19 protein-coding genes and 1 pseudogene are annotated in these 20,915 nt (G+C 73.1%); 11 read left to right on the forward strand and 9 right to left on the reverse strand.

The window, feature by feature from the left end:
* Positions 1 to 141 precede the first annotated feature (141 nt).
* Positions 142 to 1,296 carry an arabinose ABC transporter permease gene (locus B7C62_29440; GenBank protein ARF77425.1) on the forward strand — a complete coding sequence of 385 codons (1,155 nt, stop codon included), beginning with the start codon at positions 142 to 144 and terminating at the stop codon, positions 1,294 to 1,296.
* On the forward strand, positions 1,293 to 2,396 hold the full coding sequence (locus tag B7C62_29445) for a sugar ABC transporter permease (GenBank protein ARF75932.1): 1,104 nt from the start codon (positions 1,293 to 1,295) through the stop codon (positions 2,394 to 2,396). The genes B7C62_29440 and B7C62_29445 overlap by 4 nt, the downstream gene beginning before the upstream one ends.
* Here B7C62_29445 and B7C62_29450 read toward each other — a convergent pair.
* Complete coding sequence (locus tag B7C62_29450; GenBank protein ARF75933.1) at positions 2,383 to 3,597, reverse strand: acyl-CoA dehydrogenase; 1,215 nt, start codon at positions 3,595 to 3,597, stop codon at positions 2,383 to 2,385. The genes B7C62_29445 and B7C62_29450 overlap by 14 nt on opposite strands.
* 143 nt (positions 3,598 to 3,740) lie before the next feature.
* Between B7C62_29450 and B7C62_29455 the strand changes: the two genes are divergently transcribed.
* Positions 3,741 to 5,543 (forward strand): CoA transferase, encoded by a 1,803-nt coding sequence (locus B7C62_29455; GenBank protein ARF75934.1) that lies wholly within the window; start codon positions 3,741 to 3,743, stop codon positions 5,541 to 5,543.
* The gene (locus tag B7C62_29460; GenBank protein ID ARF75935.1) at positions 5,540 to 7,219 is read left to right on the forward strand and encodes a pentalenene synthase; all 1,680 of its coding nucleotides are present in this window, start codon (positions 5,540 to 5,542) and stop codon (positions 7,217 to 7,219) included. Before B7C62_29455 ends, B7C62_29460 begins: the two co-directional genes overlap by 4 nt.
* Before the next feature lie 55 nt (positions 7,220 to 7,274).
* Here B7C62_29460 and B7C62_29465 read toward each other — a convergent pair whose 3' ends face one another.
* The 7 genes from B7C62_29465 to B7C62_29495 form a co-directional block, all read right to left on the reverse strand.
* Positions 7,275 to 8,078: an ABC transporter substrate-binding protein gene (locus B7C62_29465; protein ARF75936.1), complete on the reverse strand. Its 804-nt coding sequence runs from the start codon at positions 8,076 to 8,078 to the stop codon at positions 7,275 to 7,277.
* Positions 8,036 to 8,860, reverse strand: coding sequence for an ABC transporter (locus tag B7C62_29470; protein ARF77426.1), 825 nt, complete (start codon positions 8,858 to 8,860; stop codon positions 8,036 to 8,038). The genes B7C62_29465 and B7C62_29470 overlap by 43 nt, the downstream gene beginning before the upstream one ends.
* 175 nt (positions 8,861 to 9,035) lie before the next feature.
* On the reverse strand, positions 9,036 to 9,671 hold the full coding sequence (locus tag B7C62_29475; GenBank protein ARF75937.1) for an ABC transporter: 636 nt from the start codon (positions 9,669 to 9,671) through the stop codon (positions 9,036 to 9,038).
* A 249-nt stretch (positions 9,672 to 9,920) separates the two neighbouring features.
* Complete coding sequence (locus B7C62_29480) at positions 9,921 to 10,790, reverse strand: chitin-binding protein (protein ID ARF75938.1); 870 nt, start codon at positions 10,788 to 10,790, stop codon at positions 9,921 to 9,923.
* A gap of 215 nt (positions 10,791 to 11,005) precedes the next feature.
* Positions 11,006 to 11,593, reverse strand: a complete 588-nt coding sequence (locus B7C62_29485; GenBank protein ID ARF75939.1) for an RNA polymerase subunit sigma — start codon at positions 11,591 to 11,593, stop codon at positions 11,006 to 11,008.
* 138 nt (positions 11,594 to 11,731) lie between these two features.
* Positions 11,732 to 12,511: a hypothetical protein gene (locus tag B7C62_29490; GenBank protein ID ARF75940.1), complete on the reverse strand. Its 780-nt coding sequence runs from the start codon at positions 12,509 to 12,511 to the stop codon at positions 11,732 to 11,734.
* A gap of 92 nt (positions 12,512 to 12,603) precedes the next feature.
* On the reverse strand, positions 12,604 to 12,819 hold the full coding sequence (locus B7C62_29495) for a transporter (GenBank protein ARF75941.1): 216 nt from the start codon (positions 12,817 to 12,819) through the stop codon (positions 12,604 to 12,606).
* A gap of 281 nt (positions 12,820 to 13,100) precedes the next feature.
* On the opposite strand from B7C62_29495, the gene B7C62_29500 reads away from it, so the two are divergent.
* Genes B7C62_29500 through B7C62_29510 form a run of 3 tightly spaced genes read left to right on the forward strand, consistent with a single transcriptional unit; the run spans position 13,101 to position 16,146 of the window.
* Positions 13,101 to 13,325: a hypothetical protein gene (locus B7C62_29500; protein ARF75942.1), complete on the forward strand. Its 225-nt coding sequence runs from the start codon at positions 13,101 to 13,103 to the stop codon at positions 13,323 to 13,325.
* On the forward strand, positions 13,325 to 15,652 hold the full coding sequence (locus B7C62_29505; GenBank protein ARF75943.1) for a copper-translocating P-type ATPase: 2,328 nt from the start codon (positions 13,325 to 13,327) through the stop codon (positions 15,650 to 15,652). The genes B7C62_29500 and B7C62_29505 overlap by 1 nt, the downstream gene beginning before the upstream one ends.
* Positions 15,649 to 16,146, forward strand: a complete 498-nt coding sequence (locus tag B7C62_29510; protein ARF75944.1) for a hypothetical protein — start codon at positions 15,649 to 15,651, stop codon at positions 16,144 to 16,146. The genes B7C62_29505 and B7C62_29510 overlap by 4 nt, the downstream gene beginning before the upstream one ends.
* Positions 16,147 to 16,224: 78 nt before the next feature.
* Here the strand turns inward: B7C62_29510 and B7C62_29515 are convergent, their stop codons facing one another.
* A complete protein-coding gene (locus B7C62_29515; GenBank protein ARF75945.1) occupies positions 16,225 to 16,719 on the reverse strand; it encodes a hypothetical protein in 495 nt (164 codons plus the stop codon).
* A 396-nt stretch (positions 16,720 to 17,115) separates the two neighbouring features.
* Between B7C62_29515 and B7C62_29520 the strand changes: the two are divergent.
* The 4 genes and pseudogenes from B7C62_29520 to B7C62_29535 all read left to right on the forward strand — a co-directional run bounded on the left by B7C62_29520 (position 17,116) and on the right by B7C62_29535 (position 20,863).
* Positions 17,116 to 17,295 (forward strand): annotated as a pseudogene (locus tag B7C62_29520) (hypothetical protein).
* A gap of 93 nt (positions 17,296 to 17,388) precedes the next feature.
* The gene (locus B7C62_29525; protein ID ARF77427.1) at positions 17,389 to 18,309 is read left to right on the forward strand and encodes a hypothetical protein; all 921 of its coding nucleotides are present in this window, start codon (positions 17,389 to 17,391) and stop codon (positions 18,307 to 18,309) included.
* 782 nt (positions 18,310 to 19,091) lie between these two features.
* Positions 19,092 to 19,544 (forward strand): hypothetical protein, encoded by a 453-nt coding sequence (locus B7C62_29530; GenBank protein ARF75946.1) that lies wholly within the window; start codon positions 19,092 to 19,094, stop codon positions 19,542 to 19,544.
* Positions 19,545 to 19,774: 230 nt separating this feature from the next.
* Complete coding sequence (locus tag B7C62_29535; GenBank protein ARF75947.1) at positions 19,775 to 20,863, forward strand: hypothetical protein; 1,089 nt, start codon at positions 19,775 to 19,777, stop codon at positions 20,861 to 20,863.
* The last annotated feature ends 52 nt before the right edge of the window (positions 20,864 to 20,915 follow it).

Below are 20,915 nucleotides of genomic sequence, written 5' to 3' on the forward strand. Positions count from 1 at the left end.
CTGGAACCAGCAAGCCGGTTCATCCGACTGTCTTCTCGACAGTCTGTCATTTCCGCGCGAGGAACGGAGACTTCTGTGGTGGCGGAGAGGAAGACGGCGGCGGCGACGGCGCCGGGTGCGCGGGACCGGGAGTCCCGCACCGTGACCGCCCTGCTCACCTGCGCCATGGCGTTCTCGATGATGCAGTTGTTCCTCATCGGTGCCCTGGGGCCGCGCATGGTCGGGGCGCTGGACCTCTCGCCCGCCGTCCTGGGGCTGACGGCCACGGTCGGTTTCGGGACGGCCGCCGTGCTCTCCCCGAGCGGGGGCCGGATGGTGGACCGTATCGGGCCCCGGCGCACGCTGGTGTTCCTGTTCCTGGTCTCCGCCCTCGCCCTCGCGCTCATCGGGGCCGCTCCCGGTGCGGGGCTGCTGCTGGGGGCCGTCGCGCTGGGGGGAATTCCGCAGGCCCTGGCCAACCCGGCCACCAACAAGGCGATCCTGGCCACGGTCCGGCCGGACCGGCGGGGTGCGGTGACCGGGCTCAAGCAGTCCGGTGTGCAGCTGGGGGCGTTCGCCGCCGGGCTCCCGCTGGCCGCGCTCGCCGGTGGGGTCGGCTGGCGCGGTGCCGTGTGGACCGCTGCCGGGGTGGCCCTGCTCGCCGGGGTGTGGGCGTTCCGCGCGCTGCCCGCGGACCCGCCCGCGGCGTCGGCCGCGCCCGCCCCGGCCTCGTACGTCCCGCGGGGCATGGTGGCCTGGCTGGCGGGGTTCTCCCTGTTCCTGGGAGCCGGTATCGCCTCCGTCAACACCTACCTGGCCCTGTACGGGGTGGACCGTCTGGGGATGGGCCCCACCCTGGCCGGTGGTCTCGTCGCCGTCCTCGGGGTGGCGGGCGTCCTCGGGCGGATCGGCTGGTCGAAGGTGGCCGGCCCGGGGCGGGCCGAGTGGCTCCTGGGGCTGCTGGCCTGTGGTGCGGTCGGTGCGGTGGCCCTGCTGGCGGGCGGGGCCCTCGCGGTGCCGCTGGTGTGGGCCGGGGCCGTCGCCATCGGGGTGTTCGCGGTCTCCGGCAACGCCGTATCGATGGTGCTGGTCATGCAGCGTGCCGTGCCCGGCCGGGCAGGGACGGACTCGGCGCTCGTCGCGGCGGGGTTCTTCGCCGGGTTCGCCGTGGGGCCGCCCCTGTTCGGCCTGCTCGCGGGGGACGGCCGGTACGGGGCGGGCTGGTCGCTCGTCGCGGCGGAGTTCGCCGTGGCCGGAGCGGTCGCCTTCCTCTGGTGCGTACGGGACCGGCGTGCGCGGGCGGGTAGGGCGGCATGACCGCCGACGCCTGGGCGGGCCGTGCCCTCGCCGCCGTCATCGGCCGGGTCACGGTGACCGAGGCCGAGGTCGGCGAGCGCTTCCCGTTGTACGCCGACCCCGGTGACGGGCGGTGGACGACGACCGGCCGGGGCTCGTGGACCGGTGGCTTCTGGGCCGGACTGCTGTGGCTGCGGGCCCGCGGTACGCGCACGGAGGCGGACCGGCTCGCCGCTGCCCGGTGCACCGCCCGCCTGGCGCCCTGGGCGACCGCCGACACCGCCACCCGGGGGCTGATCCTCTGGTACGCGACGGCTCCTGCCTTCGATACGGAGGAAGCCGCCGCGCTCCGGGGAGCGGCGGGCCGGGCCTGCCTCGCTTCGTACGACCCCGGGCCCGGGATCGTGCCCTGGGGTGCGGCGTTCGGCGGGCCCCGGCTGCTGGCCCGGGCCGACGGCGTACCGGGTCTGGTGCCGCTCCTGGCCCGGGCCGGTGGCGAGGGACCGGCCGTGGCGGCGGCCCATCTGCACCGGCACCTCGGCCTCTTCCTGGGCGAGGAGCACGAGGAGCGTTCCGGCAGCGGTGTCCGGCCCCGGCCCGCCTGGCGGTTCGACGCGGCGACGGGGTGGCGCCCCTGCCCGGACCCCGCACCGGGCTGGAGCAGGGGCGAGGCGTGGATGCTGCTGGCCGTGGCCGACGCGCTGCTCTGCCCGGAGGTGGCCGGGCGGCGGCCGGAGCGGCTCACCCTCGCCGCCGAGCGGCTGCTGACCCGGACGGAGGCGCTGACCGGGCGACTTGTCCCGCCCGCTCATGTGTCCCCGCCGCAGCCGGTGCTGGACACCTCGGCCGCCGCGATCACCGCCGTCGCGCTGCTCAAGCTGGCGCGTACCGGGGTGCCCCGGGCCGCGCTGTGTTCGCTCCGGGCCCGGGCGGTCCTGAAGCGTCTCGCCGAGGACCATCTCACCGGGCCGGGCCCCGGGCGTCCGGCGGGCATGCTCCTGGACGGCTGCTACGACGCCGCCAAGGGCGTCGCGGTGCGCCATGAACTGATCTGGGGCGACTTCTTCCTGGCCCTCGGGCTGGCCGCGCTCGACGGGCTGGTCGACATCACCCACGTATAGGGGAATTGTTTCCCGGGCTGTAGCCGCGCAGGACCCGGGCGGCCACCGAGGTGATGTGCAGCTCGTCCGGGCCGTCCAGGATGCGGGCCGCCCGCCCGCCCCGGAACAGGGACGGCAGCGCGGTGTCGGGGCCGAGCCCGGCGGCCCCGTGGACCTGGATCGCGGAGTCCGTGACCCGCTGGAGCATCCGGGCGGCGGCGACCTTGGCCAGCCCCACTTCCGTACGGGCGTCCTCTCCCGCCGCGATCAGCGCCACCGCCTCGTGCACCAGGGGACGGGTGGTGCGCAGGGCGAGGAGCGCGTCGAAGACGTGCTGCTGGACCAGCTGGTGGCCGGCGAGCGGCCCGCGCGATCCGCCGTGGGTGGCGGCCCGTTCGCACATGAGGTCGAAAGCCCGCTGGGCCTGGCCGAGCCAGCGCAGACAGCGCAGGGTGCGGCCGAGCGCGAGCCGTTCACCCGCGATGGCCAGCGCGTCGCCTCCCGCACCGAGGAGGTGGTCGGCGGGGACGAGGACCCGGTCGAGCTCGATCTCGTACTGGCCCGTGGCCCCGAGCACGGGGAGTTCGCGTACGACACGGAACCCGGGTGAACCGGTCGGCACGACGAACAGGGCCAGCCCGTCACGGTCGGGTGCCGTTCCTCCGGTGCGGGCCAGCACGGTGACGAGGTCGGCGTCGGCCGCTCCGGAGGTGAACCATTTGCGGCCGCTGACCAGCCAGTTGCCGTCGGTACGGGCCTCGGCCCGGGTCCCGGTGAGGAGCGGGGCGGTGCCCGGTACCCCCGGTTCCGTCATCGCGTAGCAGCTGCGCAGTCCGCCCGAGACCAGTCCCTCCAGATACTTCTCGCGTACCCGGGGGGAGCCGTGGCGGGTCAGCATGGTGACGTCGAGCAGCGCGGCGGAGCCCAGCGCGGCGGGGCCGTGGTCGCTGGCCCCCTCGGCCTCGGCGAGCGCCGCGTACGCACGGAAGGACAGGCCGCCGCCGCCCAGCTCCGCGGGGAGCGGCAGGGCCCACAGTCCGGCGGCGCGTGCCGCCGCCCGCAGCTCCGCCAGGGCGGCCGCCGCCTCGCCTCCTCCCGCGTCGAGCACCGGCTCGGCGGGGATCACCCGGGTACGGACGAAGGCGGCGATCCGCTCCCTCAACTCGGCTTCACCCACTTCTGGTTGATCCGGGCCGATGGGGGCGATGGCCGCATTCTTCATCGTATTCCTCCTCATTCCCGGGAACCCGTGGGAACTGCTGTCCGACTCTCTGTCTGTGGAACTGGTCGGGTCAGCACCTCTCCGAGTTCCCGCGTCCCGTTCGACCTGGGCGACGGCCACCGCCGCGCCGGGAGAGGAGAGGCATGGCGTTTCCCGTCACCACGCAGCCGGTCCAGCCGCTCGACACACTGAGTTTCCGCACGTCAGGACCCCCGCAGCTGACCGAAGTCGTGGCCCGGCACCTGAGACTGCTCGGCGCGGATGCGGAGCAGGCGGCGGGGTCCGGTGAGGCGGCCGGCCAGGACCCCTCGGGCCGTATCACGCTCACCGGCGGCGGCTTCGACCCGGCCGGGGCGGCCGTCACCTGGGCCGACCCCACGAGCGGGCTCGTCGACGAGGCGACCGTACAGGCCGCGACCGGCATCATGGCGGTGCACGGCCGACGCGACGGAAGCCCCCGGGGCCTGGCCGTCGACTACGTGGCGACGGCCACCGCCGTCCTCACCGTCCAGGGGCTGCTCGCCGGTCTGCTCGGCCAGGCCCGGGGCGCCGGGCCCGCGCACCTGAGCGTCCGGGCGGACCGGGCCGGGCTGCTCGCCGTCTCCCAGTACCTGGCGGCCGCCGGTGCCGACGAGGGCGAATCCACCGAACTCGCCCCGGGCGGACCGCCCTTCACCTCGGCCGAAGGCGTGCTGTTCGAGCTGGAGACCCTCGACCCGGAAGCCTGGGCCGCGTTCTGGCGGGCCCTGGCGGCCCCGGCCGACGCCATGCGGGCCGGGTGGCGGCCGTTCCAGTTCCGCTACGCCACCGCCTGCGCGCCCTTCCCCGAGGCCCTCCACGCCGTGACCCGGGCGCACCCCCTCCCGCGCATCCGGCGGGCGGCGGCGGACTCCGGTGCGGAGGTCTGCGTCCTGCGCACCCTGGCGGAGCGGGCCCGGGAAGCCGACGGCTCAGCCCCCTGGTCGCTGCGCCCGCTCCATCGCCTTACTGGACAGGAGAGTTACGGGAAGGGGGCCGCGCCCTCCTCCACCCGGCCGCTCGCCGGGCTGACCGTCCTGGAGGCGGGGCGGCGCATCCAGGCACCCCTGGCCGCCCACCTCCTCGGTCTGCTGGGGGCCGAGATCATCCGGATCGAGCCCCCGGGCGGCGATCCGCTGCGGGGCATGCCACCCACCTGCTCCGGGACATCGGCCCGCTGGCTCGCCCTCAACCGGGGCAAGAAGGCCGTGGAGATCGACATCAAGGCGGCGGGCGACCGGCGCCGCCTGCGGGAACTGGCCGCCGAAGCCGATGTCTTCCTGCACAACTGGGCTCCGGGCAAGGCCGCCCACCTCGGCCTCGACGCCGACGACCTCGCCCCCGTCAACCCCGCCCTGGTCTACGCCTACACCAGCGGCTGGGCCGACCGGCTCCAGGACGCCCCCATGGGCACCGACTTCATGGTGCAGGCCCGCACCGGGGTGGGCGAGGCGGTCCGGCCGGAGGGCGAGGCGCCCGCCCCGTCGCTGATGACCCTGCTCGATGTGCTCGGCGGGCTGCACGGCACCGAAGCCGTCCTCGCGGGACTGCTGCTCCGCGAACGCACCGGCCGTGGCGTGCGGGTGGACTCCTCGCTCCTCGGCGCCGCCGACACCCTGACCCGCCCCGCGCTCCGGCGGGCGGCCGCCGGGGGCAACGCCAGACGGCCCGCCGGGTTCCGCCATCCGCTGCCGACGGCCGACGGCTGGGTCGCCCCCTCCGACGCGAGCGCCCCGGCCACGTCCCCGTACGACCTGCGCGAGCTCTCCACCCGTGACGCCCTGGCCCTGCTGCGGGAGCGGGGCCTTACCGCCACGGCCGTCACCACCGACCTCTCCGCCCTCCACCACGACCCGCGCTTCCCGGGCGCCGTCAGCCGTGACGCGCACGGTGCCCCCGCCGTTCCCGACCCCTGGAGCTTCGTATGACCGTCGCCCTGAACGATCTGCTGCCCGCCGAACTCCGCCGGTCCTGGGTGGTCGACGGAACCTGCCCCGGACTCGACCTCTACAGCCTCTTCCGGGCCCGCCAGATCGCCGACCTGCACCGCACGGCCGTCCTGGACGCCAAGGGCAAGCTCTGTTACACCGCCCTGGACCGCAAGGTCCGATGTCTGGCCACCGGGCTGAGAGACCTCGGCATACGCGAGGGCGATGTGGTCGGCGTGCAGCTGCCGAACAACCGGAACGCCGTCATCGCCGATCTGGCCCTGGCCGCCCTCGGTGCCGTCGCCCTCCCCTTCCCCGTGGGCCGGGGTCCGAAGGAGGCGGAGTCGCTGCTCGGCCGGGCCGAGGCCGTCGCCGTCATCGCCCCGGTCGACCACCGCGGCTCCTCCCACGCGGCCGACCTGCTGGCCCTCTCCCCGCGCTTGCCCTTCCTCCGGGATGTGGTGGCGGTCGGGCCCGGCACCGCACCCGAGGGGGCGGTCCCCTGGGCGGATCTCCTGCGGAGCGACCCCGGGGGGTTCGTCCCCGCCCGTCCCGACCCCGACAGCGCCGTACGCATCCTGGTCTCCTCCGGCTCCGAGGCCGAGCCGAAGATGATCGCCTACTCGCACAACGCGCTGGCGGGCGGGCGCGGGAACTTCCTCGCCTCGCTCGTCCCCGACGGAAGACCGCCGCGCTGCCTCTTCCTCGTCCCCCTCGCCTCCGCCTTCGGCTCCAACGGCACCGCCGTCACCCTCGCCCGGCACGGCGGCACCCTGGTCCTGCTCGACCACTTCACGCCCGAGGCCGCGCTCGCGGCGGTCCGTGAGCACGAGCCGACCCATGTCCTCGGGGTGCCCACGGCGGTCCGCATGATGCTGGAGCGGCTGGACGGGGCGGGCGAACGGCTGCCGTCCCCCACCGCGCTGGTCCTGGGTGGCGCCCCGCTCGACGAGATCACCGCCCGCGCCGCCGCCGAGGTCTTCGGCTGCCCCGTGGTCAACCTCTACGGCTCCGCCGACGGCGTCAACTGCCATACGGGACTGGGCAGTACGGTTCCACCGACCAGCGCGTCGGGGATCGTGGCGGGCCGCCCCGACCCCCGGGTCGCCGAGATCCGTATCGCCGCCCCCGTGACCCACGAGCCCCTGCCCGACGGGGAGATCGGCGAGATCGTCTCCCGGGGGCCCATGACACCGCTGTGCTACGTGGGCGCCCCCGACCTCGACGCCCGCTACCGCACCCCCGACGGCTGGGTGCGCACCGGAGACCTCGGCCGTCTCGACGCCGACGGGGTCCTGCATGTCGTCGGACGGCTGAAGGACATCGTGATACGCGGCGGTGCCAACATCAGCCCGGCCGAGGTCGAACGCGAACTCCGCTCCCACCCGCAGGTCCGCGATGTGCTGTGCGTGGGCGTCCCTGATCCCCTGATGGGCGAGCGGCTGGCGGCCTGTGTGGTCGCGCGGGGCCCGCAGGCCCCGACGCTGGACGTCCTGGGCGACCATCTGACGGCCCGGGGTCTTGAGCGGCGCAAACACCCCGAACGGCTGCTCGTGGTAGGGGAGTTGCCCCTCACGCCCGCGGGCAAGCCGGACCGGGCCGCCCTGAGGGAACGGCTGGCGGGGAGCTCTCGGGCCGGCGTTCCCGAGGACGCGCCGCTCACCCAGGCGGGATGACCGGCGGGGCCCGGCGGCCGATGACGGCTGCCGGGCCCCGTGGGGGGTGGGACGGTCAGGAGGCGCCCATGGCCTTCTTCAGCCCGGCCGCCGCGTCACGGTAGACGGCCAGCAGGTCCAGTTCGTCGCCCGGGTAGTTGACGATCCCGACCTGCTCGGCGCCGGAGTCCGGCAGCACGGTCCCGGTCGACATATGGGCGTTGTCCAGCACCAGGTCCGGCTTCTTCGCGGAGAGTTCGGCGAGCTGAGCCGGTGTCACCGCCTCCGGCCCGTACGTCCCCGCCACAGTGGCCCCCGCGAGCTCCGCGGCCCAGACGGTGAAGACCTGGGAGACGGCGGAGGGGGCCTTGCCGCCCGGCCACGCGGCCCGGACGTCCTTGTTCAGCCGGTCGTACTCGGTCTCGAACCCGGCCTTCCACTTCGTCGCGGCGTCCTCCGTACCGAAGAGGGCTCCGAGTCTCTCGACCTCCGCCGTGACCTTGGCGGGATCGTTGTCGAGGTTGACCTCGACCAGCTCCGCCCCGGAGCCCGCCGCCTCCTTGATCTTCGCCGCGTACGGTTCGAAGGGCGCGTACAGCACGAAGTCCGCCGCCGCGACGGCGGCGAGGTCGGAGGGCTTGGGGTCGTAGTCCGGGGCGTGGTGGACGGACTGCGGCACGATGACCTTGATGTCCTCGGCCCCGGCGGCCTTCGCGAACGCGCCTTCCCAGGTGGTGGTCACGACCACCACGGGCTTGCCCTTCGCGCCGCCCGGGGTGTCGGAGTTCTTGGGGTCGCCGCTGTCTCCGCAGCCGGTGACGAGTCCGAGTGCCGCGCTCAGTGCGAGGAGGGAAGTGATACGGACGCGGGTGCGCGCCATGAGCTGATTCTCCGTTCGGGTATGAAGTGCACGGCGAGGACCACGGCCCCCGCCGTCAGGACGAGTACGGGGCCGGGCGGCCAGTCCAGCCACAGGGCCAGCAGGAAGCCGGTCGTGTTGACGACGACCCCGATACCGATCGCCCAGAAGGTGATCGACTTCAGTGAGGTGCCCAGCCGACGGGCGGCGAGCGCGGGCAGCAGCGTCAGCGCGTCGACGAGGAGGGCACCGGTGAGCTTGATCGCCCCGGCGACCGCGACCGCGACGAGGACGAGGAGGACCGCGGTCAGCGCGCGGACGGGGACCCCGGAGCACTGGGCGAGCTCGCGGTCGTGGAGGAGCAGGCCGATGTCGCGCCGCCGCCACCAGAACAGTCCGGGTACGGCGACGGCCAGCGCGCCGAGCACGACGAGGTCGGACGTCGAGACGGAGAGGATCGACCCCCACAGCAGGGCGAAGGCCCCGGACGCGTTGACCCCCGAGACGGCGAGCAGCAGCAGCGCGGCGGCGATGGCCAGGCTCATCAGCAGCCCCATGGCCCCGGACAGCCCGTCCGGGGTACGGGCGAGCGGGGCGACCGAGGCCCCGGCGAGCGCACAGGCGACGAGAGCGCAGAGCATCGGGTCCAGACCGGTGAGCAGCCCGACCGCGATGCCGAACAGGGCCACGTGCATCATCGCGAACCGGACCGGCATGATGTCGAGCCCGACGATGACCACCCCGATGACGGGCAGTCCGACCGCCGCGAGGAGCAGGGCGAGACCGGCCCGCTGGACGGGCATCAGCTGGAGCAGCGCACCCAGGTCGGCGGTGGCGAGATGGACGGCGGTCACCTGGCCTCCCGCGGCTCGACCGGATCGGGTACGGCGGTGGGGTTCCCCGGGCGGACGGCGGTCACCGGACCTCGCGGCTCGGCCGGGTCGAGTACGGGAGCGGCGCTCCCCGGCCGGACGGCGGTCACCGGACCTCCCGCAGTCGGCCCGCCGCCATCTCCAGGACGCGGTCGCAGCGGTCCGCCAGGGCCCGGTCGTGGGTCACCACGACCAGGGTGACGGGCAGCGAGGTGAGAACGTCCGCGGCCTCCTCCTGGCCGTCGAAGTCCAGGGCGGCGGTGGGCTCGTCGGCGAGCAGGACCTGTGCGCCCGCCGCGACGCAGCCGATCGCCCGGGCCAGGTACATCCGCTGGAGCTGGCCGCCGGAGAGCGTGTGCAGAGGGCGCCCGGCCAGCTCCCCGACGCCGAGCCGGGAGGCGGCCTCGCCCGCCTCCACCGGCGCCGTACTGCTGGCGAGCAACTCGGCGCCGAGGAGGGGGAACCGCCCCGCCGCCGGTTTCTGCGGAATCCAGGCGCAGGCCCGGCGCCGCCAGGCCCACTCGGCGGGGGAGCCGGTCTCCCGGCCGCCGACCGCGATCGAGCCGGTCACCTGGCGGTGCAGGCCGAGCACCGCACGCAGCAGGGTGGTCTTGCCGGAGCCGTTGGTGCCGGTCAGCGCCACCCGCTCACCGGCGGCGATCTCCAGATCGACCTCGGACACCGCCTCGACACGCCCGTGCCGGCAGCCCACCCCCCGCATGCGTACATCCAGCCCGCCCATCCCGCCCCTTCTCCTGGCCCCGAGCCGTGCGGAGCGACGGGTGTCCGCCGCTCACGCCCCAGTAGTCGGGTGACCACGGGCCACAGTTCCCGTGGTTCCGGGGGGATTTCGGGGGCGTACGCATATCAGGGGCGTACGGACCGACCGACGGACCTCCCCGACCGACGGACCTCCGACCGACGGACCTCCGGCCGGGCCCGCCGTCTGCGGGGCCCGGCCGGAGGCGCGGTGGTGCGGGGAGCCGGGGGGTCAGCTCTCCCGGCGGCGGTTGCGGCCGAAGAGGAGGGCGCCCACCGCGAAGAGGGCGGCGCCCCCGGCCCAGGCCATGCTGCTCGCCAGCGGGGAGCCGGCGGGCTGCGAGGAGGCGGAGACCAGTGCGGGCGGCTGCTCGTCGCCGCCGTGGCCGTGGTGGCTGACGGACGACCGCTCCGTGCCCGCCTCGATCTTGCCCTCGGTCGGAGCCTTGGCCTTGGCCGCGGCGGCCGTGCCGAAGGTGACGTCGGAGCAGCCGTAGAACGCCTCGGGGCTGTCGTGGCGCTGCCAGACCTTGTAGACGATGTGGCGGCCCGTACGGTCGGGGAGGGCGCCGGTGAAGTTGTAGTAACCGTTGTCGCTGGTACGGGGAGTGGCGTAGGTGCCCACCGGCGTCGGGTCCAGGTCCGACCACTTCAGCGGCTGCGTCGGGTCGAAGCCCTCCTTGGTGATGTACATCGTCATCGTGCCCAAGTGGGGTGCGGTGACGCGCACGTTGAAGTCGTAGGAGCCCGCGGCCACGGCCGTGGCGGGCCAGTCGGTGCGGGCCCAGTCCAGGGCGCGGTACTTCTCGCGGTTGGCGGAACAGAGCTTGCCGTCGGGAATGATCTCCTGGTGTCTGCCGTCGGCGTTGGCGATGTTCACCTCGTTCCAGTCGTAGAGCGGCTGGGTCCCCGAATCGGCCACCAGGTCCTTGCAGACCTGGGACTTCGGGGCCTCCGGGCCCTCGGCGAAGCAGGCGCTCACCCGGCTGACCGGGCCGAAGACGGAGCCGTGCGCGCTCGCGGGCGTAGGCGTCAGGGTCATCAGGGTCGCGGCGGACGCGACTACGGAGGCTGCGGCGAGGCGGCGCCGGGCAGAGGACATAGGTGCTCACTCCCATATAGATGAAGCGGTAAGGCCGTTGCTGAGGCTTTCCGGCAACAACACCCCTAATAGGGCGAGTTGGGGTGGTGGTCCGTGTCAGTAGGATGGCATTGGTCCATACCAATCCACAAGAGATGCGCGTGGCCCGATCCGCCGCCCGGGGCGCGGTCGACGCCCCGGGCGGTCACCCCCGTACGCCGGGAACGGCTGCGCCCTCAGCGCGCCGGAACCGGCTCCGCCCCCTCCTCCAGCAGGGCGCAGAGCGTGGTGCGGGCCCGGGAGACCCGGGACCTGATGGTGCCCACGGGGCACGCGTTGGTCCGGGCCGCGTCGTCGTACGGCATGTCCAGGAGCTGGGTCAGCACGAACGCCTCGCGGCGGTCGTCCGGCAGCGAGTCGACGAGCGCCATCAGGGCGACGCCCTCGTCGAAGCCGGGGAGGCCGCGCGGCTGGCTGCGCTCGGCGGCGTACTGCCAGTCGGAGGTGTCGGCCAGGCGCGGCCGGGAAGCGGCGCGCCGCAGGCTGTCGACGACGGTCCGGCGGGCGATGGTCAGCAGCCAGGAGCGGGCCGAGCCCCGGCCCTGGAAGTGGTGGACGGAGGTGATGGCGCGCAGGAAGGTCTCCTGCACCAGGTCGTCGGCCAGCTGGGAGTCGTCGGCCAGCGCGGTGACGTACCGGCGTACGTCACGGTGCAGGGCGCGGAAGACGTGCCCGAAGGCGTCGGCGTCGCCGGACGCGGCGCCGAGGGCCCAGGCGGTGACATCGTCGTCCGTCACCTCGGGCTGTCTCTGGACGGGAAGCATGGGAACAGCGGTCCTTCCGGGTGTCCGGACAAGGGCGGGCCCACGGCCGTGCCCCGGCCCGGAAAAGGGGGAGATCGCGCCCGTACGTCCTGCGTACGGGCGCACGTCGGCGGCGAAGCGGCCGACGTGATCCGGCTGTCAGCGGAAGCGGACAGCGGTCTCCGCCGGAGGACCCCGGGTGACGAGCGTGTGGACGAGCAGACGCGTACGCGGGCGCGCGGCGGTGCGGTCGGGCGCGGGCGCGGGCGGCGCGGACGGGAGGGGGCGGAGTGCGCCGAGCAGGACGAGGGGGAAGGGGAAGCGCGCCGCCAGGGCCCGCAGGATCTGGAAGGCGGCGTACTCGCCGCGGGCCAGCCACAGACCGCACAGCAGCGCCGCCAGCGCGTGGGCCGCCGCCATGCCCCAGGAAGCCGTGCCGGTCATCGCCGCCATGTCGTGCACGGGCTGGGCGGCGTGGGCGCCGTGGGCGGTGTGCCCGAGCGCCGCTATGGCGGCGGAACCTCCGGCGAGCGGGGGCAGCGGCATGCTGTCGGTGAGACCGGCCTGCGCGGCCACGTCGTAGGCGCGGGCAGCCGCCGCCGAATCGGTGTGCGGGCCGCAGAGCAGGGCGTCGGCCCAGCTCAGGGCGAGGGCCCGGTCGCCGGACCCGGTGGCGGGCCCCCGCGTCTGCTGGACGAACGTGAACGCGTGGTGGAGTACGGCCTGTACGGCGACGGTGAGGGCGACGACGGAGACCTGGCCCCGTTCCCGTCCGGTGAAGGCCCAGGCCAGCGCGGAGACCCCCGCCGCGGACAGGACCGGGACCCACCAGGGCAACGGGGCGTCCGACATGAGGAGGTGGCCGAGGGCAGCGAGCGTCACGCACACGGCCGCGAAGAGCGCGGACCGTGTGGCGCGCAGACGCCAGCCCACCGACATGAGGCCCGATCCTGGCACTCCCATCGCGGCACCTCCGGGCCGGGGCCCTGTTCCGTCCTCGTTCCGTTCTCGTTCCGTCCTCGGCGGTCCGTTCAGACGGCCGCAGGCTCCGACACGGTGTACCCGGCCTCGGCGACGGCCGCGCGGATCGCGGCGTCGTCCAGCTCCTCGCCCCGCACCAGGACCGCCCCGCCGGGCAGGTCGACCTCCGCCCCGTCGACGCCGGGGAGCCCGGTGACCGCCTTCGTGACGCTCGCCGCGCAGTGACCGCATGTCATTCCGGTGACGCCGTAACGCTTCTCGCTCATGCTCTGCTCCTCGTGTGGGCTGTCGGCTCCCACCGGTCATACGGACGGTGGGGGAGAGGTGTTCACCGGTCCGGGGAGTCCCGGTCCGGGCGGCTTCGGGCCGTCGGTCATCACAGGGGTCGTCCGCCGCCTTCACTCCGTTCCCGGCTTCACCCGTATGGGCGCTGTGACCCTGTTCACCCGTACGCCGGGGAACTCCCACAGGGGCGCCCTCGACTTCTCGATCACCGCGAGCCGTGCACCACGGCACGGCTCGCGTCCGGACCATCGAGGAGCACGCTGTGGAGCGGACGACAGGACCCGAACCCGGAGCGAAGGCCGCCGGGTTCGCCGTGCCGCTCGTGCTGTGGGCGTTCCTGTTCCTGCTGGGCGCCCTGTTTTTGGGGGCGTACGCGGTGGGGCAGGCGGTGGGGCCGGTCGCGCCCGGGATGCACGGTCCGGGCATCACCGGCGAGGCGCCCGCCCGGGACGGGGAGACGCCGATGGAGCACGGGGGCGGTCACTGATGGCGGCCGGGGCGGTGCCCGCGGGGGTGGTGACGGACATCGCCGTCGGCGGGATGACCTGCGCGGCCTGCGTCCGGCGGGTCGAACGCGGGCTGGGCGGGCTGGACGGGGTCACGGCGGAGGTGAACCTCGCCACCGGCCGGGCCAGGGTCAGCCATCCCGCCGGGGTGACCGCCGGGGAGCTGACGGACGCGGTCGAGGCCGCCGGGTACACGGCCCGCCCGCTGGCCGTGGCGGCGGACGACGCCCGCCGCGAACAGGAGCAGGAGCAGGAACAGCAACGGGAGCGGGAACGGCTGGTCGTCACCACCGCGCTGTCGCTGCCCGTCCTCGTCCTGTCGATGGTTCCTCCGGCGCAGTTCGACCACTGGCAGTGGCTGTGCTTCGTACTGGCGGCCCCCGTCGCCGCCTGGAGCGCCGGGCCCTTCCACCGCCGGGCCCTCAGCGGCCTGCGGCACGCCACCGCGACCATGGACACGCTGGTCTCCCTGGGCGTGCTGGCCTCGTTCGGCTGGTCGGCGTACGCCCTGTTCCTGGGCGGGGCGGGGGCGCCCGGTATGCGAATGCCGTTCAGCCTGCTGCCCTCCGCCTCCGGAGGCGCGACGCACGTCTACCTCGAAGCGGCGGTGGGCGTACCGCTGTTCGTCCTGCTGGGCCGGTTCCTGGAAGGCCGCGCCCGGCGCGGGACCGGGGCGGCGCTGCGCTCGCTCGCCCGGCTCGCCGCGAAGGAGGTCATGGTCCGCCGGAACGGCGTGGACGAACTCCTGCCGATCGAACGGCTGCGGGTCGGCGAGACCTTCGTGGTGCGGCCGGGCGAACGGGTCGCCACCGACGGGGAGGTGGCCGAGGGCAGCTCCGCCGTCGATCTGTCCCTGGTCACCGGTGAGTCCGAACCCGTCGAGGCGGGCCCGGGGACCCCGGTGACCGGAGGGGCGGTCAACGTGGGCGGTCTGCTGCTGGTGCGGGCGACGGCGGTGGGCGCGGACACGCAACTGGCCCGGATCACGCGGCTGGTCGCGGACGCCCAGGCGGGCAAGGCGCGGGCCCAGCGGCTGGCCGACACCGTGGCGGGCGTCTTCGTGCCCGTGGTCCTCGCGCTCGCGGTCACGACGCTCGGCTTCTGGCTCGGCGCGGGCGCCGACCCGCAGGCCGCGATCACCGCCGCCGTCGCTGTCCTCGTCGTCGCCTGTCCCTGCGCGCTCGGGCTCGCGACCCCGACGGCGCTGATGGCCGCCACCGGGCGCGGCGCGCGCCTGGGCGTCCTGGTGAGCGGGGCGCGGGCGCTGGAGGGGCTCCGGCACGTCGACACCGTCGTACTCGACAAGACCGGAACCCTCACCTCCGGGCGCATGGGAGTCGGCCGGGTCACGGCGGCGCCCGGCGGACCGGACGCGGCCGAGGCCCTCCGCCTGGCGGGCGCGGTCGAGCAGGGCTCGGAACACCCGCTGGGCCGGGCGATCACGGCCCACGCCCGCCGCGCCGCCGGGGACGCGCCCCTGCCCGCCGTGACCGGGTTCCGGGCCACCGCAGGGCAGGGCGTGAGCGGGACGGTGGAGGGGTGCGAGGTGGAGGTGCTGGCACCGGACGGCGCCGGACTGCCCGCCTCCCTCACGGAAGCCCGCGAGCGGGCCGACGCCGCAGCCCGTACAGCGGTGCTGGTGCGGGTGGACGGCGCGCCCGCCGCGGTCGTCGAGGTGGCCGATCTCGTACGGCCCGGCAGCTACCGCGCCGTCGACCGGCTGCGCAGGCTCGGCGTCCGCCCCGTGCTGGCCACCGGCGACCGGCCCGCCGTCGCGCGGGCGGTCGCGGACGCGCTCGGCATCACGGAGGTCCACGCCCGCCGCACCCCGCAGGAGAAGGCCGAACTGGTGCGCCTGCTGCGGGCCGAGGGGCGGCGGGTCGCCGTCGTCGGGGACGGGGTCAACGACGCCGCCGCACTCGCCGTCGCCGACCTCGGCATCGCCATGGGCACCGGGACCGACGTGGCGATCGACGCTGCCGACGTCACCCTCGTACGGGGCGACATCGAGGCACTCGCGGACGCGGTCCTGCTCGCCCGGCACACGCTGGGCACCATCCGCGCCAACCTGGTGTGGGCCTTCGGCTACAACGCCGTGACCCTGCCGTTGGCCATGGTCGGCCTGCTCACCCCCATGATCGCCGCCGCGGCGATGTCGCTCAGCTCGGTCCTCGTGGTGGCCAACAGCCTGCGCCTGCGCACCTGGCAGCCGTCACGGGCCGGGCGCCCCCGTACGCGTACCCGTACCCGTACAGATGTACGGAGCCCGGGACCGGACACCCGTACCGCCTCCCGGAGCCTGGTGTGACGCGCTTCCGCCGCGCCCGGGAGGCGGCCGGGACGGGCGCGGCGGTGGTCCTCGCCTCCCTCGGCGCCGTTACGGGTCTCTCCGTCTGGAGCACCGCCGGATACGCGGGCAGCCCCGCGAGGATCGAGATACAGGAGGGCCGCGTCCTGCTGCCGGTGATCGCCGGGCGGACCACCAACGCCTACTTCCGGATCGCCAACACCGGCGGCGCACCGGACCGCCTCCGCTCGGTCACCTCCCCGGCCGCCGCTCCCCGGCTGACCGCGCACCGCATGAACACGGCGAACGGGGCTCACCGCGAGCCGTCCGGCCCCGTGGACATCCCGGCGTACGGGGAGGTGGACATGGGCCCGCACGGCACGGCCGTGACCCTCGCCGCCGACGCGTCATGGCGCCCCGGGGACCGCGTTACGTTCACCCTCGACTTCGAGCGGTCCGGGACCGTCACCGTGGACGCCGTCGTCCGGCCCGTCACCTCGGGGTCCGCGCCCTGAGCGGTGCCGGGGGCGTACTCCGGCGACCGAGGTCTCAGGGTTCCCGGCCGCCGGTACCCCGGCAGATGACCCGTCGGCTCAGACGCGCACCTCGGCGTCGTGGAGCAGGCCCGGGGCGAGCCTCCGGTGGACGGCGGACACCGGGGTCCACACCGTACGGCCCAGCCGACGCCGGTAGTGCATGAGCGTCGTGAGCGACACCTCGGCGTCCCCGCGCTCCACGACCAGCTCGCAGGCGATGAACCACGACTGAGCCCACAGCCGGATCACCCGCTCGTCCTGGGCCACCACCCGCCACCCGGCCAGCGTCCCCGGCGCCCGCCCGGAGGCCAGCCGCAGCCCCAGCACGCCCTGCCAGACGATCCTCTCCCCGAGGTCGGGCACGTCCCCGAACAGGGCCCTGGCCCACGCCTCGGCGGTCGTACCCTCGACGGCGCCGGTCGCCAGGGCGAACCGGTCCGCGTACTGCACGGACGGCAACTCGGTGGTGGCGCACAGGACTTCGGGCAACCGGTGCCGGTAGACCGTACTGGTGACGCGTTCACCGGCCTGTTGCGGCTGGGTGGGCGGCATGGGGTCCCGTCCTTCTTCTCCGACCGTCGTCCCGCGCGGCGGGCTCGCCGTCCCGCTACGCGGGGGAGGGCCGAGTGTAGTTCTTGCTCGGGGCGGACGGGCGGGGCGGGCGGGACGAGGCGTGCCGCCGGGGCCCGACGGGACCCCGGCGGCACGCGCGTACTCAGATGTCCCGGAAGAGACCAGCGAGCGCGGTGACCTGCCGCGATGAGTGGCTGATGGTGGCTGACCTGGGCGAATGGCCTTTCAGCTGTTTCACGTTCGTGCCGGTTGATGGGTCCGGAAGTCCCAGGAAAGTCCCAGGGGACTCCCACCGCTGACGGGCGTCTTTCGGCTCTATACGGCGGTACGGGTTCGTAGAACGGCCTCGTTTCGAGCGCGGCCAGTGGAGCCAAGATGTCGAGTGACTGGCGTTCGGCCGATACCTTGCGGGATGGTGGGGTCCTTATGATCGACGACGACTCTGTGGTCGCAGTTGGCAGTGAGCCGGCGGCGCCCACCCACCCTCGGACGCCCTACAGCGAGAGGCCCGTCGCGCGAGCCCGGCGGGCGAAGGCTCATGAGTTGATCGAGCGGCTCGTCGCCGAGGGCCGCGTTCGGATCACTGACCCTGATGACGATGAGGTCGCGGAGTGGCGGCGCGTTGTCAACTACGCGAAACGGCACGGCCTGGAACCAGCGGGCAAGCGCATCGAGAAGGTTCCGTACGGCGGGCCGGGGCTGGAACTGTTCCTTGCGGACGGCCCGCATCCCAACGCGCGGAGTCAACGGCCGAAGGAGAACGGGGATCCGGTTCCCGTTCCCTCACGACTGCGGAACCTCCATCCGATCGTGACCGCGCTCAAAGACGACGAGCGCCGACTCGTCATGCCGTCCGGGCTCCGCCGAAGGTCGCTTCTGCTCCTGCAGGGACTGTCGGCTGAGGCGGTCCGGCGAGGGTACGAGGTGCGGAAGGCCCACTCGTTCTTCCACCCACGAGAGGGCGGAGTGGACATTGCTGTCGACGGCCTCGCTTACACCGTCAGTGTCAGGCAGGAGTTCCCGCAGTCCACGGATCCCGACCGCTCCTCTCGCCTCGTCGTGGAGCTCGCTCATGGCCTGACCGACCGGCCCGGTCGCTGGCGGGATCGGACGACCCGGACGCTCGAAGAGGCCCTGGACGCGGTCCTTGGAGAGATCGAGGTACGAGCGGCACAAGACGCCCGGCGCAGGCAGGACGAGCAGCAGGCCACTGTGGAACGCGAAGTTCGCTGGCGAGCGGCCGTGGAGGCGGCGAAAGAACAGGCTGTTCGAGAACAACTTGCCCAGGCCCTACGCGAAGAGGCCGGGCGCTGGCAGGAGTCTGCTGCCCTCAGCGCGTACTGCACGGCATTGGAACATCGTATTGGCGAGCTTCACGGAGTTGTAGACGAGCCGACTCTAAGTCAGACCCGGCGCTGGTTGGAGTGGGCAAGGGCGTACGTGAGGTCGATCGACCCCTTGAGTGAGCTGCCGAAGATGCCAGACGTACGAGAGCCCATGCCGGAGGAACTCAAGCCGTATCTCAGGGGATGGAGCCCTGACGGGCCGGAACGGCGGGGCGATCGGTGACGCGCGCATGAGCAGTTCGCCGACCTGCTGCCGATGACGCATCATGTGGAGTGCGTCGCGATCCTTGAACCGGCCGCGAAGGGCTCCTGATCTGCGGTTCTGTGTGTGCGCATTATGTGCGGTGTGGGCGTTACGGGCGATATCTTGACGCTGAAATGACGCTCGTGACGCTCATTTGACGCTCGTTCTGATGGGGTGTCAGGCGGCTCTTCATGCACGTGGCGATGGGTCAGACCGAGGCTGCAGGGAGCTGGACTTTACTGTCTCTTGGTGAGCAACTGCGAACCGTGAGCAGCGACGGGCCGGTGCGTCGCGTGACCTGACTGAGCCTGCTGGTGCATGGCGACCATACGAGCCACTCTGGCCGAGTCCCGCCCTACCTGGGGTTCCGCTCATCTGATGCCATGTCTGGACAGGGGCGGGGCGGCATCGGCGAAGGGGGCGTCGTGGGCACATCGACGCGGTGGAAGGGGCCCAACGGGCACAGATGGAGTTCCGCAGCGAGACGTCTGGCGCGGTGGGATGGTGAATCGCGCAATGCGGACCAGCGGCTGGAGGAGATCGCAGCGGATCACTTACGTGCGCTGCATGAGACGCTCCGTGACGACCGGTCTGCTTTCGGCCTGTACGACACTGCCTGTGCGGCTGGTGAACGGCTCGCCGGAGCGCTGGGGTCCTTGGCCGTGCAAGGCGCACAGTCGGAGAGCGAACTCATTGCCCGTCTTGCCTCGGAAGTCGGCGGTGGCGGGGGCACGCTGGCTGACGCAGCAGTGCGAAGGGGAGTGGCGGAGGCCGTCCGCGATCTTCGAGGCCGACACCCCGAGCTGGACGACGCCATGGAGGCGGCATCAGCAGGGGGCGGCTTCGCCTGGGACATACTCTGCGATCTCTATCAAGTGTTCTTCGCCGACATGGTGGGGGAGTTTCTCCGGTCGGCTGTCGCCGAGCACGTGAAGCTGGCCGTGCCGGTGCTCGTCGCGACCGATCCGGAAGGCAGGATCGCAGACTGGGTCGCGGAGAAGCTGGTGGATCTGGTGCCGAACCCGTGTGAGGAGTCCGCCGAGGCAGCGGAACTTGCGAAAGCCGTGGACACCGCTCAATCGGTTGTAGGCGCTGTGGAGGATCCGTCCGCCGTGCTGTCCAAGGTCGCCGAGGGCTTGGTTCCGAAGGCTGTTGGCAGGGTGCTCGGGTTGATCACTGATGAAGTCATCGGCGAAGGGGGAGCCGCGGCATGACGTCTTCCGAGCACTTTGTGTGGTGGCGCGGCCACCATCGGGACCGGCCTCTCGATGGCCGCTGGACGGATGCCGGTGAGGACGCATTCCAGGAGGACGAACACCGCACTCATGGTCGCCACCGTCTGCCCGGCCCAGTTCCCGACTGGGCCGAGGATTTCCTCCGGATCGCTCGGGCCGCGTTCATTGCGGACAAGTACATACGCCGGACTGGAGCAGGAGACAGGTGGATGCGACACATCCACCTGTCCGTGCCTGTCACGGAGTACGAGCGATGGCACAGCAAGACGGTCCGCAACCAGCTTGTCGGGCTGCTCCAGATCCTCACAGGGGATCTGTGGAACTTGGAGTTTCGCCCGCTCACAGGTCATCAGGTTAACGACGCGATGGTTTTCCCCGACGCTCCGCGTGCCTCAGAAGTCGCCTTGTTCTCCGGGGGCTTGGACTCCGTCAGCTGGGCGGCAGCGCGCTCCCGCGCTGCCGACTCGCGTCCGCTCCTTCTGGTGATGTTCCGTGAGATTGGACTGCTGCGCCTGCAGAAGCGGGTGTACAAGGCTGTCGAAGAACTGAGTGAATCACGACCGGTGACGCTGCTGCAGATGAGCCAGACCCCAAGGGGTGACGGATCTGGGCTCAGGCTCGAAACCTCTTCCCGTACCCGCGGCTTGTTATATGCAGCGGGTGCGATACGTGCTGCTGCCGCGCACGGCGTGGCCACCGTCCACATCCCTGAGAATGGCCAGCTTGCTCTCAACCCACCTTTGACCCCCGCACGTTCGGCTGCCTGCTCCACGCGCTCTGTTCACCCGCGGACGCTTTCTCACCTGAACGCCGTGGTAGGCGCCGTTGGCGAGTGCAGCGGCGCGGTGAGGGTGATCAATCCCTGGGCGCAACTGACGAAGGGCGAAGTGTGCGCGATGGGAAGGGACGCCGGTCTCGCACGGTCCGATCTGGAAGCCACCCTGAGCTGTGGCAAGCCGCCCACCCGGCGAAGCGGCGGACCGCCGATCGCCAACTGCGGTGTCTGCTTCCCCTGCCTGGTTCGTCGTTCCGGACTGCTTCATGCCCATGGCGCCGACGGCACCCAGTACGAGACGGACCCTTGGGCCAACGATCTCCCCTTCGACCGGGGCACCGACTGGCGGGCCCTGCAGCGGTGGCTGCTCGGCCGGTACACCCTTACGGACCTGGTGACTGATACTCCGTTGCCGCCGGGTGCGGATCCTGTGGCGGCGTTCGACTTGATCGAACGTGGAAGGGACGAACTGGCCCGGCTACTGCCGCCATTGGATACGGTCGAGGCTGCCGACGCGGCGTAGGGAACGACGACGGCTCCCAGTCCGGTTCCTGCCCCTCACCAACGCGGTTCGT

Source organism: Kitasatospora albolonga, assembly GCA_002082585.1.
Taxonomy (GTDB): Bacteria; Actinomycetota; Actinomycetes; order Streptomycetales; family Streptomycetaceae; genus Streptomyces; species Streptomyces stephensoniae.